Annotated in this window: 3 protein-coding genes; all 3 read left to right on the top strand. The window is 64.5% G+C overall.

The features are described 5' to 3' along the window. The first annotated feature begins 241 nt into the window (after positions 1-241). The 3 genes from I6U14_RS09405 to I6U14_RS09395 all read left to right on the top strand — a co-directional run bounded on the left by I6U14_RS09405 (position 242) and on the right by I6U14_RS09395 (position 3,126). Positions 242-586, top strand: a complete 345-nt coding sequence (locus I6U14_RS09405; RefSeq protein WP_296898746.1) for a TusE/DsrC/DsvC family sulfur relay protein — start codon at positions 242-244, stop codon at positions 584-586. Between the two features lie 22 nt (positions 587-608). Next, positions 609-920, top strand: coding sequence for a type II toxin-antitoxin system VapC family toxin (locus I6U14_RS09400; protein ID WP_296898744.1), 312 nt, complete (start codon positions 609-611; stop codon positions 918-920). A gap of 253 nt (positions 921-1,173) precedes the next feature. Next, complete coding sequence (locus I6U14_RS09395; RefSeq protein WP_296898742.1) at positions 1,174-3,126, top strand: S9 family peptidase; 1,953 nt, start codon at positions 1,174-1,176, stop codon at positions 3,124-3,126. Positions 3,127-3,577: the final 451 nt, after the last annotated feature.

Here is a 3,577-nt window from a genome sequence, read left to right as displayed (position 1 = left end):
CGACTTACGTCGCCGAACATGGCGGGGCATCCTGCCCCGCACGGGAAGCGCCAATAAATCGGCGCTTCCCTTGGCCGTCTGAACGAACACCAGAACCTTGATCCAACGCAATCCCTGAGCAAACCACTCGCCCAAAGGACGCGTGCCGATTGACGGCCGTGCGACCGCTGTTAGTCTTCCTTCGTGTGTGCTGTGATGCATGCATTAGCAGTACTTATAAATATACCGATGGAGACCCACCATGCCCCAGGTCGCAAACCACGCTCGCTTCAACTCCATCCATGAGCCCCTGCCCGTGGACGAGGATGGCTTCATCACCGACCCGCACCTGTGGTCGGAGACCTTTGCCTGCCTGGTGACCGCCCAGGACGGTCGGGGCACGCTCGGCGAGGAGCACATGGCCGTCGTCTACTATTTGCGCGAGCACTTCCTGAGCTGCGGGGCGCTGCCGCCGGTGCAGCAGCTGTGCCACGCCCAGGGCATGCCCAAGACCCACGTCAAGCAGCTCTTCGGCACCTGCCGCGCCGCCTGGCGCACCGCTGGGCTGCCAAACCCGGGGCCCGAGGCGCTCGCCTACATGAGCTGACGCGACCCTCATCGCGCCAACCTTGCTGCGGGCCGAGATGGCCAATGCGCTCTGGGAATACTTCCGAGCGGGCGTGCTTGCGGCGACAGACTTGTCAAATCGGCATCGCGAGGCGATGGCGCTTATGGAGCTGGTCGTCTATCACGCTCAACTCTTCCCAGAGGTTTTGACCCTGGCCGCCGATCTGAGCCATCCCGTCTACGAGGCCGTCTATGCCCTCACCGCCAAGCGTTATGCGGCGGTGTTATTGACCGTCGACCCTGGTCTACACGACCTCTGCGCGCAAGGGGGCATCGAAAGTGAGCTGTTCCCGCTCAAGGACCGATCTGCGTAGCCCGCCATCCAATCGGCCGGGTGCTCGCTGTCGAGTCCCATTTGGCCTGCCTGCAGAGTATTTGCTTGGTGGGCGGCTGGTTGGCGCGGCGGTTGCGTTCGGGCCAGTGCGGGTTAGTATGCCGGCGCAAGCGCTCGGCGATCCTGCCGTCCGCACACCGCGACCCCGTTCACTGACACGGAACCGCCACCGCGGCCGAATCGACCCCATGCCCAGTCATCTCCTCAAGCCAGCTCTGACAGCGATCATCCTGATGAGCACCGCCAACGATATCTCAGCCGCCGATAACGATGCAGCGGCCGAATTGCCCGCGCTGATCCCGCTCGAAGTCCTCTTTGGTAACCCCACCCGGACCCAGGCCCGCATCGCGCCGACGGGCGAGTATCTGAGCTGGCTTGCCCCTTCCGACGACGGCGTGCTCAACGTTTGGGTGCAGCCGGCCGATGGCAGCGGAAAGCCCCGCCAGATCACAGAAGACAAAGTCCGCGGCATCCGTTTCCATGGCTGGTCTCAGGACGGCAAGCGGGTGCTCTACCTGCAGGATCGGGGCGGTGACGAGAACTGGCACCTGTACGCCGTGGACGTGGCTGACGGCAAGACCCGGGATCTCACGCCCTTCGAGGGCGTGCGCGCCGAGAACCTGATCACCGATCCGGGGCACCCGGGCGAGGTCCTGGTGGGCCTGAACAAGCGCGACCCGAGCGTCTTCGACATGTACCGTATCGACCTCGCGAGCGGCGAGGTGGAGCTTGACACCGAGAACCCGGGCGATGTGCTCGGCTGGCTCACCGACGCGGACTTCCGCATTCGCGCCGCCGAGGCCAAGGACCCCGAAACCGGAGACGACATCGTCCGGGTGCGCGACGGCGAGGATGCCGGGTGGCGGGAGCTGATCCGCTTCCCGTTCGGCGAGAACGGCGGCGCCTACGGCTTCGACAAGTCCGGCGACACGCTGTTCGTCACCAGCTCACTGGGCAGCGACACCACGCGCCTGCTAGCTCTGGATGCCAAGACTGGGGAGGTGCAGCGCGAGCTCGCCAAGGATCCGAAGAGCGACGTGGCCGGCGTGATCGTCCACCCCACAGAGCACCGCATCCAGGCCGTGGAGTTCGACTACCTGAAGCCCGAGTGGACGCTGCTGGATAAGGGGCTCGAGCCGGACTTCGCCTACCTGCGCGGCGTCGCCCGCGGCGAAATCATGCTCGCCGACCGCACGCTGGCAGATGACCGTTGGATCGTCGCCTTCCAGCCCGACGACGGCCCCACCAGCTATTACCTGTATCGTCGGGGTGATGGCAGCACAGAGCGCAGCGCGGAGCTGCTCTTCGTCACCCGCCCGGAGCTGGCCGACTACCCGCTCACCAACATGCGACCGGTGGAGATCAACGCCCGCGACGGACTCACCCTACCGGGGTATCTGACCTTGCCGTCGACTGTCGAAGGCAGCAAGCCCGCCGAGCCGCTGCCCATGGTGCTGCTGGTGCACGGCGGCCCCTGGGCGCGGGACCACTGGGGCTATGATGCCCAAGCCCAGTGGCTCGCCAACCGCGGCTACGCGGTGCTGCAGGTGAATTTCCGCGGCTCCACCGGCTTCGGCAAGGCGTTTCTCAACGCCGGCAACAAAGAGTGGGGCATCGGCGCCATGCAGCACGACCTCACGGACGCCACCCGCTGGGCCATCGAGCAGGGCATCGCGGATTCGGAGCGCGTCTGCATCATGGGCGGCTCTTACGGCGGCTATGCGACCCTGGCCGGGCTCGCCTTCACGCCAGACCTCTACGCCTGCGGCGTCGATATCGTCGGGCCCTCCCACATCAAGACCCTGTTCGAGTCCATCCCGCCCTACTGGGCGCCGGCCAAGAAGGAGCTGGTGCTGCGGGTGGGCGACGTCGAGAACGACCCGGCGCTCAACCAGCGCATCTCGCCGCTCTACCACGTCGACAATATCGACGACCCGCTGATGGTGCTCCAAGGGGCCAACGATCCACGGGTGAAGATCGCCGAGAGCGATCAGATCGTCGAGGCCATGCGCGCCAAGGATCTGCCCGTCACCTACATCGTCTTCCCGGATGAGGGCCACGGCTTCGCGCGCCCCGAGAACCGCCTCGATGCCTTCGCGCGCATCGAGCGCTTTTTGGCGGAGCACTTGGGTGGGCGCGTGGAGGCCGAGCAGACCATCGAGGGCAGCACGGCGGAGGTACGCTGAAGCCGCGCACCTCCGATGGCTTAAGCACCGTCCGTGCGTGGCCGCTTCACGCGGCCACATGATCCTTTAGTCGAGCCCGCGCACTCCTCGCCCGCATAGGTCAAGGCCGTGGTGAGATATGCGGGCCGGTTCCAGCCCCTGCTGCGACCTGCCCTCGGCGCTCTGTAAACTGCGCTTTACACCACTTCAAGGCCCGCTTTAGACAGACCTCGCGGTTCTGCGATTGCGTGCCGCTTGGCTAAATCATTTTTTGGAACAAGCCACTAGAGGGCGGCAAATCCTTGCCATGACAAACCGGTTACAGCCGCCTGACCTATTTATGACCTTTTCAAGATCATTGCGCGACGACGCTATTAAGATCCTGCAATAATCACTGTCCATATTTTTTACAGTCCATTGGGCATAGCCGGATCAGCCCGCGCAATTGCCTGATTCAATGGCCATTTAATTC

It is taken from the genome of Thiohalocapsa sp. (genome assembly GCF_019695415.1).
GTDB lineage: Bacteria > Pseudomonadota > Gammaproteobacteria > Chromatiales > Chromatiaceae > Thiohalocapsa.
This window is presented reverse-complemented; position numbering and strand designations above follow the sequence as displayed.